This is a genomic window from Nonomuraea maritima, assembly GCF_900100395.1.
Taxonomy (GTDB): Bacteria; Actinomycetota; Actinomycetes; order Streptosporangiales; family Streptosporangiaceae; genus Nonomuraea; species Nonomuraea maritima.
This window is the reverse complement of record NZ_FNFB01000013.1, coordinates 134,476-145,694: the sequence shown is the minus strand read 5'-3', so window position 1 is coordinate 145,694 and position 11,219 is coordinate 134,476. Positions and strand designations below refer to the sequence as shown.

General features: G+C 70.3%; 11 protein-coding genes. 4 read left to right on the top strand and 7 right to left on the bottom strand.

What is annotated here, in order from left to right; all coding sequences use genetic code 11:
- Positions 1-5 precede the first annotated feature (5 nt).
- Positions 6-404 carry a hypothetical protein gene (locus BLR04_RS21600; protein ID WP_090768191.1) on the top strand — a complete coding sequence of 133 codons (399 nt, stop codon included), beginning with the start codon at positions 6-8 and terminating at the stop codon, positions 402-404.
- 68 nt (positions 405-472) lie between these two features.
- Here BLR04_RS21600 and glgX read toward each other — a convergent pair whose 3' ends face one another.
- Together glgX and BLR04_RS21590 are read right to left on the bottom strand one after the other, a co-directional pair.
- Positions 473-2,605 carry a glycogen debranching protein GlgX gene (gene glgX, locus BLR04_RS21595; RefSeq protein WP_090768188.1) on the bottom strand — a complete coding sequence of 711 codons (2,133 nt, stop codon included), beginning with the start codon at positions 2,603-2,605 and terminating at the stop codon, positions 473-475.
- A gap of 159 nt (positions 2,606-2,764) precedes the next feature.
- Entirely contained in the window at positions 2,765-3,190 is a 426-nt protein-coding gene (locus BLR04_RS21590) for an OsmC family protein (protein WP_090768185.1), read from the bottom strand.
- Positions 3,191-3,631: 441 nt separating this feature from the next.
- Between BLR04_RS21590 and BLR04_RS40805 the strand changes: the two genes are divergently transcribed.
- Together BLR04_RS40805 and BLR04_RS21580 are read left to right on the top strand one after the other, a co-directional pair.
- Positions 3,632-4,786: a hypothetical protein gene (locus BLR04_RS40805; RefSeq protein ID WP_176903215.1), complete on the top strand. Its 1,155-nt coding sequence runs from the start codon at positions 3,632-3,634 to the stop codon at positions 4,784-4,786.
- 156 nt (positions 4,787-4,942) lie between these two features.
- Positions 4,943-5,518, top strand: coding sequence for an HD domain-containing protein (locus BLR04_RS21580; RefSeq protein ID WP_090768180.1), 576 nt, complete (start codon positions 4,943-4,945; stop codon positions 5,516-5,518).
- A gap of 3 nt (positions 5,519-5,521) precedes the next feature.
- Here BLR04_RS21580 and BLR04_RS21575 read toward each other — a convergent pair whose 3' ends face one another.
- Entirely contained in the window at positions 5,522-6,880 is a 1,359-nt protein-coding gene (locus BLR04_RS21575) for an ankyrin repeat domain-containing protein (protein ID WP_245740400.1), read from the bottom strand.
- Positions 6,881-7,063: 183 nt separating this feature from the next.
- Between BLR04_RS21575 and BLR04_RS21570 the strand changes: the two genes are divergently transcribed.
- Positions 7,064-7,780 (top strand): DUF1707 SHOCT-like domain-containing protein, encoded by a 717-nt coding sequence (locus BLR04_RS21570; RefSeq protein ID WP_090768173.1) that lies wholly within the window; start codon positions 7,064-7,066, stop codon positions 7,778-7,780.
- Positions 7,781-7,786: 6 nt separating this feature from the next.
- On the opposite strand, the gene BLR04_RS21565 is transcribed toward BLR04_RS21570, so the two are convergent.
- The 4 genes from BLR04_RS21565 to BLR04_RS21550 are packed head-to-tail and all read right to left on the bottom strand — an operon-like array spanning position 7,787 to position 11,143.
- The gene (locus BLR04_RS21565; protein WP_090768170.1) at positions 7,787-8,578 is read right to left on the bottom strand and encodes a sirohydrochlorin chelatase; all 792 of its coding nucleotides are present in this window, start codon (positions 8,576-8,578) and stop codon (positions 7,787-7,789) included.
- Positions 8,560-9,288 (bottom strand): phosphoadenylyl-sulfate reductase, encoded by a 729-nt coding sequence (locus BLR04_RS21560; protein WP_090768167.1) that lies wholly within the window; start codon positions 9,286-9,288, stop codon positions 8,560-8,562. The genes BLR04_RS21565 and BLR04_RS21560 overlap by 19 nt, the downstream gene beginning before the upstream one ends.
- Entirely contained in the window at positions 9,285-9,458 is a 174-nt protein-coding gene (locus tag BLR04_RS21555; RefSeq protein ID WP_090768165.1) for an Insertion element protein, read from the bottom strand. Before BLR04_RS21555 ends, BLR04_RS21560 begins: the two co-directional genes overlap by 4 nt.
- Positions 9,455-11,143: a nitrite/sulfite reductase gene (locus BLR04_RS21550; RefSeq protein ID WP_090768161.1), complete on the bottom strand. Its 1,689-nt coding sequence runs from the start codon at positions 11,141-11,143 to the stop codon at positions 9,455-9,457. Before BLR04_RS21550 ends, BLR04_RS21555 begins: the two co-directional genes overlap by 4 nt.
- Between the last annotated feature and the right edge of the window lie 76 nt (positions 11,144-11,219).

Genomic DNA, 11,219 nt, shown 5'->3' with positions numbered 1-11,219 from the left:
CCCCCGTGGGCCTGGTCACCGCCGTGTCATGGACGATCGCCGCACTCGCCGGCGCGTACCTCCTGCTCTCCTGGCTGCCGCGCGGCCGTCAGCGCCGCGACGCGCGCCGGGCGAAGGTGACGCGGTTCCCCGGAGCCCTCGTCGTGGGCCACCCGGCGCTCGCCGTGGCGGCGTTCGCGTGTTGGGCGGGCGGGCTCCTCACGGGGAGCCGGGCGCTGGCGTGGACGGCGTTCGGCGCCCTGGCGGTGGCGGCGCTGCTGGGCTTCGCGATGTCCACGCGGTGGCTCGGCGCCGGCCGGCACGGCAACGCCGTGCGCGGCTTCCCGGTGCTCGCGGTCGCCCTGCACGGCCTCGCCGGGGTGGCCACGTTCACGCTCCTGCTCCTCGCGGCCAGCGCGTTCTGACGCGAGCCGTACGTTCACGCTCCTGCTTCGGGCTGCCAGCGCGTTCTGACGCGAGCCGTAAGGAACGATCAGGAGGGACGAGTGGTCTTGCGCGGCTGGCGCAGCAACTGCATCGAGCGGGCCGTGACGGCGACCACGTCGCCCGCCTGCCACACCTCGTCGGCGAAGGAGTCCTCCAGCACGTCGTGGGTGGTGTCGAGCACAGGCAGCCACCCGGAGCCGAACTCCTCGTCCGGCAGCGTGAACGGCAGGCTCTCGTGGTGGGCGTTGATCAGCAGCAGGAACGAGTCGTCGACGATCCGCTCGCCGCGCGGCCCCGGCTCGGTGATCGCCTCGCCGTTGAGGTAGACCATCAGTGACTTGGCGTAGCTGATGTGCCAGTCGCCCGCCGTCATCTCGCGGCCGTCGGGGGTGAGCCACACCAGGTCGCGCTTGCCGTTGTCGGGGTGGCGGCCGTGGAAGAAGCGGCGGCGCTGGAAGACCGGGTGCTCGCGGCGCAGCTTGGCCAGCGCTCTGACGAACCCCAGCAGGTCGGACTCCGCGTTCACCAGCGACCAGTCGACCCAGGCCAGCTCGTTGTCCTGGCAGTAGGCGTTGTTGTTGCCCCGCTGGGTGCGGCCGAGTTCGTCGCCGTGCGACAGCATGGGCACGCCCTGCGACAGGAACAGCGTGGCGAGGAAGTTGCGTCGCTGCCGGCGGCGCAGGGTGACGATCTGCGGGTCCTCGACGGGGCCTTCCGCGCCGCAGTTCCATGACCGGTTGTCGTTGGTGCCGTCGCGGTTGTCCTCGCCGTTGGCCTCGTTGTGCTTGTGGTCGTACGAGACCAGGTCGGCCAGGGTGAAACCGTCGTGGCAGGTGACGAAGTTGATCGAGGCGACCGGACGGCGGCCGGACGACTCGTACAGGTCGGACGAGCCGGTCAGGCGGGAGGCGAACTCGGGCAGCGCGGAGTGCGTACCCCGCCAGAAATCGCGGACGATGTCGCGATATTTGCCGTTCCACTCCGTCCAGAGGGGAGGGAAGTTCCCCACCTGGTAGCCGCCGGGCCCGACGTCCCACGGCTCGGCGATCAGCTTGACCTGCGAGATCACCGGGTCCTGCTGGATCAGGTCGAAGAAGGCGCTCAGCCGGTCGACGTCGTGCAGCTCCCTGGCGAGCGCGGAGGCCAGGTCGAACCGGAACCCGTCGACGTGCATCTCCAGCACCCAGTAGCGCAGGGAGTCCATGATGAGCTGCAGGGCGTGCGGGGAACGGACGTTCAGTGAGTTCCCGCACCCGGTGTAGTCGAGGTAGTAGCGACGGTCGCCGTCGTGCAGGCGGTAGTAGGCGGTGTTGTCGATGCCCCTGAACCCCAGCGTCGGGCCCATGTGGTCGCCCTCGGCGGTGTGGTTGTAGACCACGTCGAGGATGACCTCGATGCCCGCCTCATGCAGCGCCCTGACCATGGCCTTGAACTCCAGCACCTGCTGACCCCGCGTGCCCGCGCTGGAGTAGCCCCCGTGGGGGGCGAGGTAGGCCATCGTGTTGTAGCCCCAGTAGTTGGTCAGCCCGCGGGCCACCAGGAAGTGTTCGGGGACGTAGTGGTGCACCGGCATGAGCTCGACCGCCGTCACGCCCAGCGACTGCAGGTGCTCGATGATCGCCGGATGCCCGACGCCCGCGTACGTGCCCCGCAGGTCGGGCGGCACGTCGGGGTGGCGCATCGTGAGCCCGCGCACGTGGGCCTCGTAGATCACGGTCTGGTGGTACGGGATGCGCGGCGGCCGGTCGTTGCCCCACTCGAAGAACGGGTTGACGACCACGTTCTTCGGCATGTACGGCGCGCTGTCCTCGGTGTTGCGCCTGCTCGGATCGGTGAAGTAGTAAGGGAACAGCGCCTGGTTCCAGGTCAGCCCGCCGTCGATGGCCTTGGCGTAGGGGTCGAGCAGCAGCTTGGCGGGGTTGCACCGGTGGCCCTGCGACGGTTCGTACGGCCCGTGCACGCGGTAGCCGTAACGCTGCCCCGGCTGGATGCCCGGCAGGTAGCCGTGCCAGACGAACCCGTCGACCTCGGGCAGCGTGAGGCGCTCTTCGTCGCCGTCGTCGTGGAAAAGGCAAAGCTCGACCCGCTCGGCGACCTCTGAGAACACCGCGAAACTGGTGCCCACGCCATCCCAGGTGGCGCCGAGTGGATACGGTTCGCCCGGCCAGATCTCACGCATGTGACCCGATTGTCGCACGCGAACGTGCTCTTGGTCTCTTGTTGATGAGAACGGTTCGCGTGACAGGCCGCCCTCCCGGCGCCCGGCGTCCGGCCCGGGGGGACGCCGGAGCCGCCGATGGCGCGCGGAAAGGAATGCGGAAAGGAAAGAGAGCCCTGTTCAGAGAAGCTCGGCCTTGAGGCTGATGGTCGTGCCGGCGAGCGCCTTGCTGACCGGGCAGTTGGCCTTGGCGTTCTCGGCGGCCTCCTGGAACTGCTCGGCGGTCAGGCCGGGGACGTGGCCACGCACGGTGAGCACGATGCCGGTGATGCCCTCACCCGGCTGGAACGTCACGTCGGCGCTGGTCGTCAGCGACTCCGGCGGCGTGCCCGCGCCGGCGAGCCCGTGCGACAGCGCCATCGAGAAGCAGGACGAGTGGGCGGCGGCGATGAGCTCCTCGGGCGAGGTCTTGCCGTTCGCGGCCTCGGCGCGCGACGGCCACGAGACGTCGAACGTGCCGACGCCGGACGTGTCGAGCGACACGGTGCCGGAACCGTCGAGCAGGGCGCCCTTCCACTGGGTGGTGGCGGTACGAGTGGTGGCCATGGTCTGTGCTCCCTCCGTTGTGGATTTCCGACCCTATCGCTAGCGGCAGGGGTGACCTCAGCGGGCCGTCCCGCTCGCCGTCCGGCGGTCGCCTGCCGCGCCGGGTTCCGGGGACGTCCGCTCGCCCGGCGGCGCCGAAGGCGATTCAAGGCTCGCCCGGGACATCCTTGTCGGCTCTTTCTGGCACGTGATTCCACAAAAAGGACGACTTGCGAAATATCCACGAATAAATCCCTGACGAATATGTCGGATACGACCGGCTTTGTAAGGCATAGGCGGCCTGGGGATTGGGGTGGCAGGCGTACGTACCGCATATGATTTGACGGGTTGTTGGAGGTTGTGGAGGTAAATGGAATTCTGCGCATGGGTACGTTCGCACTGGTCCGAATGCACCGTGAGATGGGCATCGGATATCGGGGCGCTCTACCCATGGACGGAAAAATGCACCCAGAATTCCACGCTTCGCATCCGCATAGGACGCTTCGCCGTCGTGTCGCCGGGCTCGCCGCCGCCGTCGTCGCGGTCGCCGGCATCGGCCTTCTGCCTCTCGGGCAGGGCACCGCCGGCGCGAGCACGGCCGCTCCGGTCGTCCAGACCGGCACCGCGGTCGTCTCCGGTGAGAAACCGCTGCTGCGGTGCCGCAAGTGCGGGTGGCGCGGCGGCCGCAACAAGCGCGCCTGGCGCGACTACCGCATCACCATCGACAACATCAACCGCAACGTCGCTCACAAGCGTGACGACCACGCCCACGACCATCACCACCGGGTCCGCCCGGCGACGGCGCCCATGACCCAGCCGCCCATCATCCTCCGGGCGCCCGAGACGCGGGTGAGGCAGGACGTGGTGGTGAACTCCGGGACGGGGTACGAGGACCCTGATCGCGGGTGGTTCGGCGACGAGAACTCCGGCGACGACTGGTACCACGGCGACCACGGCGGGTACGGCGACCACGACGGGTACGGCGACAACGACGGGTACGGCGACAACGACGGGTACGGCGACAACGACGGGTACGGTGACGGCGAGTGGTTCGGCGACCACGAGAGGTACGGCGAGGGCGACTGGTTCGGCGGCGAGGACAAGTTCGCCGACCGCGACAGGTTCGGTGATCACGACAGGTTCGGCGACGACAGGTTCCGCGACCGCGACTGGTCCGGCGAGGACGACTGGTACCACGGCGACCACGACGGGTTCGACGGCGGCGAGTGGTTCGGCGACCACGAGAGGTTCGCCGACCACGACGGGTTCGACGGCGAGGACGGGTTCGCCGACCACGACAGGTTCGGTGATCAGGACAAGTTCGGCCGCCACGACAAGTTCGCCGACCATCACAAGTTCGACAAGGGCGACAAGTTCCACAAGTTCCACAAGGGCGACAAGTTCGACAAGGGTGGCAAGTTCGACGGCGACTGGTTCGCCGACCTCGACAAGCTCGCCGACCACGACAAGTTCGGTGACCACCACAAGTTCGCCGACCACAAGTTCGACGAGCGCGACAAGTTCGACGAGCGCGACAAGTTCGACGAGCGCGACAAGTTCGGCGGCGACGACTGGTTCGGTGCGCACGACAAGTTCAGCGACCAGGTCCGGTACTAGACAGGACGCCGGGCAGGACGACCGACGACGGATGCCGTGGCCGCGGTGCGCGGCCACGGCATCCTGTGACTAACCGGCCGGACGTGCCGGATCGGCGCGCGGGGCGCGGCGGCGGAAGCCGCCGACCGGTCCCGCGCAGGAGGAAAGGGGGTCCTCGTGACGGACGACGCGACAGGCTTGGCAGGGCTTCTGTACGAGTTCGGCCTGCTCAAGCGGTACAAGCGAACCGGCTGGCTGGTCGCAGGCGTACGCGATCCCGAGAGCATCGCCGAGCATTCGTTCCGCGCGGCCGTCATCGCGGCCGTGATCGCCAGGATGGAAGGCGCCGACCCGCAGCGGGCGGCGTTCATGAGCCTGTTCCACGACACGCAGGAAACCCGCATCACCGACATCCCGTACATCGGCAAGCGCTACCTCAAGCCGCCCTCCAACGAGGACGTCACCGCCGACCAGGTGCGCGGGATCCCGGCGGCCGTGGCCGACATGGTGGGCGACGCGGTGGCCGAGTACGAGGAGAAGACCAGCCTCGAGGCCGTCTGCGCGCGCGACGCCGACAAGCTGGAGTGCCTCATCCAGGCCGTGGAGTACCGCGAGCAGGGGCACCGCAACGTGCAGGGCTGGATCGACAGCTCGCTCGCCGCGCTCACCACCGCCACCGGCAAGCGGTTGGCCGAGGAGGCATTGCGCACGGGCACCCTCGACTGGGTGACCCGCGTGCTCAACGGCGACTGACGCTCACTCGTGCGCGGCCTGGGTGACGAGGTCTCTGGCGTACTCGTCGTCGGACTCCTCCAGCACCCGCGCCGCGCCGCGCGCCGCACGCTCGTCGCCGCGGATCGCGAGGCCGCGCGTGGCCTCGGCGACCGTACGCAGGTCGGAGTCGTCCAGCCGGGCCGCGAGGGCCTCCCTGATGGCGGGTGTGTCGGCGGCGAGCCCGGCGAGCCCGGCGGTCGCCCAGTCGCGGATCTCCGCGTCGTCGTCCTCCGACATCGCGACGAGCAGCGCCAGGCCCTCCTCGTGGTCGGGCGGCAGCACGTCGGCCAGCGCGATCGGGTCGGTGATCGTGCGCTGGTGGCCGGGCCGCCCGATGATGCCGAGCACGGACGGCAGCGCCCGCGGGTCGCCCTGGTGGCCGAGCGCCGCCAGGACCGACCGCAGCACCTGCGGGTTGGCCTCCGTCGTCACCATCTTCTGCAGCAGCGGCAGCGTCCGCTCCAGGTACGGCTTCTCGCCGTCGGAGAAGCCGAACTGGGCGATCGCGTCGACGCCGAACTCGCGCTCCCTGGCGTCCTCGCTCATGCACAGGCGGGCCAGTGCCTCGTACGTGGTCTCGTCGGCCCGCTTGGCGAGCGTGTCGGCCACGATCCACCAGGTCTCGGCGTCCTCGTCGATGTCGCGGTGGGCCAGGGCGCGCGCCACGAGCTGGTCGACCGGCACGAAGACGTCGGTGGCCTCCTCCAGCAGGGTCGCGACGGCCGCGTGACCGCGCTGGGCCTGCACCTCCTCGCTCCGTGAGCCGTCGGGCGCGCGGCCCGACACGGTGACGAGCTCGGTGCCGTCCTTGGCGTACTGGCGGGTGACGACGTACTCCCAGCCCTCCTGCTCGATCTGGTCGAGCAGCGCGCTCTCCAGGTGCACGCCCACCCAGTCGACGGCGATCTGGAGCGGCGTGTCGCCGTCGCCGTCGTACTTGCCGGCGTCGACCCCGGCGTCCAGCAGCACCTGCACCACGCCCAGGGCGCCGCGCCGGGCGGCCAGCGTCAGCGCGGTGTCGCCGGACTCGTTCGTGGCGTCGATCTCGGCGCCCGCCTCGATCAGCACCCCTGCGACGGCCGCGTGGCCGTTGGCGGCGGCCCAGAGCAGCGCGGTCCAGCCGCCGGACTCGCGGGCGTTGACGTCGGCGCCGGCCGCGATCAGGGCCTCGGCCACCTCGGTGCGGTCCCAGGCGGCGGCCGCGCACAGGGGCAGACCGCCCTCCCCGCCGTCGTGTGCGGCCTCGCTGGGCCGGTCGGGGTCGGCGCCGCTCGCGAGCAGCTTGCCCACGGTCTCGATGTCGCCGCTCAACGCCGCGCGATAGAGCTGTTCCTCATGCATGACAGGGACCCTAGCCTGGTCCGGCCGCGCCCCCGACCATGCCAGGGTCCCGTGTCATGAGGTGGTACGGGACCTGTCGCCGTGAGGTTCACCTCCCATGCCGTACGGGCATGGCTCCGCGTCGCGGCGATCGCTACCAAATCAGGACCTTCAAGGCGGGCCAAGACGCGATATGTTGCGAGTATGACTGAACCCGGTGAGGTCCGCGCGTCGGACGCCGAGCGTGAGGCCGTAGTCGAGCAGCTTCGCGTCGCCTCGGTCGAGGGCCGGCTCTCCCTCACAGAGCTGACCGACCGTACCGAGGCCGCCTACACCGCGGCCACCCACGCCGAGCTCGTGCTGCTCGTCCAGGACCTGCCCGCGTCCTCGGCAGCGCCCGCGCCGGCCCCGGCGCCCGCCGGTGAGGGCAGGAAGCGGCGGTGGTTCGTGGGCATCATGGGCGACTCCAAACGCCGCGGGAAGTGGCGGATCGACCAGGAGCTCGGCGCGGTCGCCGTGATGGGCGACGTACGGCTCGACCTGCGCGAGGCCGAGGTGCGCACCGACACGGTGGACATCGTCGCCGTCGCCGTGATGGGCGACGTCAAGATCATCGTCCCGGACGGTGTCATCGTCGACATCGAGGGCGTGGCCGTCATGGGCGACAAGAAGGTCGACGTCCTGGAGGCCGCTCCCGGCATGAACGTGCCCGTCGTGCGGGTGAAGGCGTACGCGGTGATGGGTGACGTCAAGGTGGTCGGCGACGCGCGGGCGCAGCCGCTGCAGCGCGGCTTGTCGGCCTGGCGCGAGCACTGGCGCGCGCTGCACGGCGACGACTGGCGCGCGGTCGGCCGGCAGTTGCGCGCCGAGGGCCGCGAGCTGCGCAGGCAGCTCCGCGACGACCGTCACAGAGGTTACTGAGCCTGGTCAGCCGGCGAGGGTCACCGGCTGGTGCTGGGCGGCGACGTACCGCTCCAGCAGCACCTCGACCAGCTCTGGCGCGGGGCCGAGCACGTCGGCCACCACCTCGGCGCCCGCCTCCAGCGCGTCGCGGCGCACCTTGTCGGCGAAGAACCCGGGGGCCAGCAGGTACGGCGCCACGACCACGCGTGGCGCTCCCGCCCGCACGAGCGCGGCCACGGCCTCACCCGGCGCAGGCCCGGCCGCCGAGGCGTACGCGGCCGACACCGTCCACCAGCCGGAACGCCGCCACGAGCGCGCCGTGTCCGCGACGACCGCGTTGGCGCGGGCGTCGCTCGACCCCGCCGACACCAGCACCACGGCCGTGTCCTGGTCGCCCGGGGCGACCCCGGCCTCGGCCAGCCGCCGCTCCAGCGCCGACAGCAGCAGCGGGTGCGGCCCCAGCGTGGCGCCGTAGCGCACGCTCAGCCGCGGCTCGCGCGCCCGCGCCTCGTTCAGCGCCGCCGGGAGATCGACCCGGCTGTGGTAGGCCTCGGTGAGCAGCAGCGGCAGCACCACCGCCGCGTCGAGGCCGTCCAGCGCCTGCCCCAGCGTGGGAGCGCAGTGGTCGAGGTAGGCCACCCGCACCGGCAGGTCGGGACGGGCCACGCGCACCCGGTCGAGCAGCGCGGCCACGGTGGCGGCGGCACGCGGGTCGCGCGACCCGTGCGCCACCGCCACCAGTGGCACGCGGCCGGGGGCCGTCCCGCCTGCCAACGGGACGGGACCCCTGCTGGGGATCACAGGTGAATGCCGCATTCGACCTTCCCCAGGCCCGCCCAGCGTCCGCTGCGCGGATCCTCTCCCTCCAGGACCTGCCGCGTGCACGGCGCGCAGCCGATCGAGGGGTAGTTGTCGTAGTGCAACGGGTTGATCAGTACGCCGTTGTCGGCGATGTAGTTGTCGACGTCGTCCTGCGTCCAGGCGGCGATCGGGTTGACCTTCACCATCTGCCGCTTGGCGTCCCACTCGACGACCTTGGTCGAGGTCCGGCTCGGCGACTCGTCGCGGCGGATGCCGGAGATCCACGCGAGGTACGGCTCCAGCGCCCGGTTGAGCGGCTCGACCTTGCGCAGGTAGCAGCACAGGTCGGGGTTGCGGCCGAACAGGCGGGGCCCGAGGTCGCGGTCCTGCTCGGCGACCGTACGGGACGGCGTGATGTCGATGACGTTGACGTCGTAGACCTGGCGCACGGCGTCGCGCGTGCCGATCGTCTCGACGAAGTGGTAGCCGGTGTCGATGAACAGCACGTCGACGCCGGGCTTGACCTTGCTCACCAGGTCGATGAGGAGGGCGTCGCTCATGGAGGAGGTCAGGCAGAGCCGGTCGCCGAACGTCGCCGCCGCCCAGCGGATGATCTCGCGGGCGGGGGCGCCCTCCAGGAACGTCGCCGCGGACTCGACGATCTCCTGGAGATCCAGCGAATCTCGCTGCGCGCTCAGACCGGCCTCGATGTCGGCCAGCGTCATATCCTCACTCCGATTCCGAGAAACTTCAGCTTGAAGGCGCGGGCGCAGGCGCGGCAGTACCAGCCGCCGCCGGCCGCGCGGTCGGGGGAGCCGCCCGGCTCGCCCTCGTAGGGCTCCAGGTCCTCGTCACCGCAGTACGGGCAGTGGAAGGGAACCGCTCGGCTGCTCATCGCAGGTCCGCCTCGTCCGCTCGCTGCACCCAGTCGGCGAACGACTCGCCTTCCTTCTTCTGGCTGTCGAAGTTGGACACCACGCGGGCCACGTAGTCGGGCAGCGCCTTGGCGGTCGTCTTGAGCCCGCGCACCTTGCGGCCGAAGCCCGAGTCGACGCCGAGCGAGCCGCCGAGGTGGATCTGGAAGCCCTCGACCTGGTCACCGTTCTCGTCGACGACGAGCTGGCCCTTCAGGCCGATGTCGGCGACCTGGATGCGGGCGCAGGAGTTGGGGCAGCCGTTGACGTTGATGGTGAGCGGCTCGTCGAAGTCGGGGAGCCGCTGCTCCAACTCGTCGATCAGGCCGGCGGCGGTCGCCTTGGTCTCGACGATGGCGAGCTTGCAGTACTCGATGCCGGTGCAGGCCATCGTCTGGCGGCGGAAGGTGGAGGGCTTGACCCGCAGGTCGTTCGCCTCCAGCTCGGCCACCAGCGAGTCGACCTGGTCGGGCGTCACGTCGAGGACGACCATCTTCTGCTCGACCGTCGTCCGCACCCGGTTCGAGCCGTGGCGCTCGGCGATGTCGGCGATCGCGTGCAGCTTGTCGCCGTCGAGCCGGCCCACCTTGGGGGCGAAGCCGACGTAGAAGTTGCCGTCCTTCTGCCGGTGGACGCCGACGTGGTCGCGGCGGCTCGCGCGCGGCTGCTCGGGCGCGGGGCCGTCGGGCAGCCGCTCCTTCAGGTACTCGGTCTCCAGCACCTCACGGAACCGCTCAGGGCCCCAGTCGTTGACGAGGAACTTGATGCGGGCCCGGTGGCGCAGCCGCCGGTAGCCGTAGTCGCGGAAGATGCCGATGACGCCCTCGAAGACGTCGGCCACCTGCTCGGGGCGGACGAACACGCCGAGCCGCTTGCCCAGCATCGGGTTGGTGGACAGCCCGCCGCCCACCCACAGGTCGTAGCCGACCTGGCCGTCGTCGCCGGTCACGCCGACGAACGCCACGTCGTTGATCTCGTGCACCGTGCAGTGCGCCGTGCAGCCGCTCAGCGCGCCCTTGAACTTCCTCGGCAGGTTGGAGTACGCCGGGTTGCCCACGATCCGCTCGTGGACCTCGCGGATCTGCTCGCTGGCGTCGATGACCTCGTCGACGTCGATCCCGGCCAGCGGGCACCCGAGGATCACGCGCGGGGTGTCGCCGCACGCCTCGGTGGTCGACAGTCCTACGGCCTCCAGGCGCTCCCAGATGTCGGGCACCGACTCGATCTCGATCCAGTGCAGCTGGATGTTCTGGCGGTCGGTGAGGTCGGCGGTGCCGCGGCCGTACTCGTTGGAGATGTCGGCGATCGTGCGCAGCTGGGCCACGTCGAGCTGGCCGCCGTCGATGCGCACGCGCATCATGAAGTAGCGGTCGTCGAGCTCCTCCGGCTCCAGCACCGCGGTCTTGCCGCCGTCGATGCCGGGCTTGCGCTGCGTGTACAGGCCGTACCAGCGCATGCGTCCGCGCAGGTCGGCCGGGTCGATCGAGTCGAATCCGCGCTTGGAGTAGATGTCGATGATGCGCTGGCGGACGTTGAGCCCGTCGTCGCTCTTCTTGCTCTCTTCGTTCTTGTTGAGCGGCTCGCGGTAACCGAGAGCCCACTGGCCTTCGCCCCGCGGGCGTTTGTGGTGCCGGTTGGCAGGAGTACGGCTGGCAGGGGTGATCATTGCGCGTCCTTCGATTTTTCAGCGCGCGCGACGTCCCGCCCGCCTCGCCGTCGAGGTCAGGGCTGCAAAAAGGAAA

What these genes read in the sequence shown, in the direction of transcription:
- BLR04_RS21565 (WP_090768170.1), bottom strand. Translation starts at nt 8,578, where the DNA reads ATGCGGCATTCACCTGTGATCCCCAGCAGGGGTCCCGTCCCGTTGGCA.
- BLR04_RS21590 (WP_090768185.1), bottom strand. Translation starts at nt 3,190, where the DNA reads ATGGCCACCACTCGTACCGCCACCACCCAGTGGAAGGGCGCCCTGCTC.
- glgX (WP_090768188.1), bottom strand. Translation starts at nt 2,605, where the DNA reads ATGCGTGAGATCTGGCCGGGCGAACCGTATCCACTCGGCGCCACCTGG.
- BLR04_RS21575 (WP_245740400.1), bottom strand. Translation starts at nt 6,880, where the DNA reads ATGCATGAGGAACAGCTCTATCGCGCGGCGTTGAGCGGCGACATCGAG.
- BLR04_RS21560 (WP_090768167.1), bottom strand. Translation starts at nt 9,288, where the DNA reads ATGACGCTGGCCGACATCGAGGCCGGTCTGAGCGCGCAGCGAGATTCG.
- BLR04_RS40805 (WP_176903215.1), top strand. Translation starts at nt 3,632, where the DNA reads ATGCACCCAGAATTCCACGCTTCGCATCCGCATAGGACGCTTCGCCGT.
- BLR04_RS21570 (WP_090768173.1), top strand. Translation starts at nt 7,064, where the DNA reads ATGACTGAACCCGGTGAGGTCCGCGCGTCGGACGCCGAGCGTGAGGCC.
- BLR04_RS21550 (WP_090768161.1), bottom strand. Translation starts at nt 11,143, where the DNA reads ATGATCACCCCTGCCAGCCGTACTCCTGCCAACCGGCACCACAAACGC.
- BLR04_RS21555 (WP_090768165.1), bottom strand. Translation starts at nt 9,458, where the DNA reads ATGAGCAGCCGAGCGGTTCCCTTCCACTGCCCGTACTGCGGTGACGAG.